1 protein-coding gene is annotated in these 1,178 nt (G+C 65.9%); it reads left to right on the plus strand.

All coding sequences use genetic code 11. The features are described 5' to 3' along the window. Window positions 1–1,178 (plus strand): elongation factor Tu (gene tuf / locus FMP39_RS37115; protein WP_141594696.1); only part of this gene is annotated, 1,178 nt, incomplete at both ends.

Consider the following 1,178-nt stretch of genomic DNA (forward strand, 5'->3'; position numbering starts at 1 on the left):
AAGTTCGAGCGTAACAAGCCCCACGTGAACATCGGCACGATCGGACACGTGGACCACGGCAAGACGTCGCTGACGGCCGCCATCACCAAGGTGCTGGCGAAGACGGGCGGCGCCACGTTCCTGGCGTACGACCTGATTGACAAGGCGCCGGAGGAGCGTGAGCGCGGCATCACGATTTCCACGTCGCACGTGGAGTACCAGACGACGAACCGGCACTACGCCCACGTCGACTGTCCGGGCCACGCCGACTACGTGAAGAACATGATCACGGGCGCGGCGCAGATGGACGGCGCCATCCTGGTGGTGTCGGCGGCGGACGGCCCGATGCCGCAGACGCGTGAGCACATCCTGCTGGCGCGCCAGGTCGGCGTTCCGTACATCGTGGTCTTCCTGAACAAGGTGGACATGCTGGACGACCCCGAGCTGCGCGAGCTCGTGGAGATGGAAGTCCGCGACCTGCTGAAGAAGTACGAGTTCCCTGGCGACGACATCCCCATCGTCCCGGGCTCGGCGCTCAAGGCGCTGGAGGGTGACACCAGCGACATCGGCGAGCCGGCCATCCTGAAGCTGATGGAGGCGGTAGACAGCTACATTCCGACGCCGCAGCGCGCGACGGACAAGCCCTTCCTGATGCCGGTGGAGGACGTGTTCTCCATCTCCGGCCGCGGCACGGTGGCCACGGGCCGCGTCGAGCGCGGTATCATCAAGGTCGGCGAGGAAGTGGAAGTCGTCGGTCTGCGCCCGACGCAGAAGACGGTCGTCACGGGCGTGGAGATGTTCCGCAAGCTGCTGGACCAGGGCATGGCGGGCGACAACATCGGCGCGCTGGTGCGCGGCCTGAAGCGCGAGGACATGGAGCGCGGCCAGGTGCTGGCCAAGCCGGGCAGCATCACCCCGCACACCAAGTTCAAGGCGCAGATCTACGTGCTGTCGAAGGAGGAGGGTGGTCGTCACACCCCGTTCTTCAAGGGCTACCGCCCGCAGTTCTACTTCCGCACCACGGACGTGACGGGCTCGGTGAAGCTGCCGGAGAACGTCGAAATGGTGATGCCGGGCGACAACATCGCCATCGAGGTGGAGCTCATCACCCCTGTGGCCATGGAGAAGGAGCTGCGCTTCGCTGTTCGCGAGGGTGGCCGCACCGTGGGCGCCGGCGTCGTGGCGGAAATCATCGAGTA

It is taken from the genome of Myxococcus sp. AB056, from assembly GCF_006547365.1.
GTDB lineage: Bacteria > Myxococcota > Myxococcia > Myxococcales > Myxococcaceae > Myxococcus > Myxococcus virescens.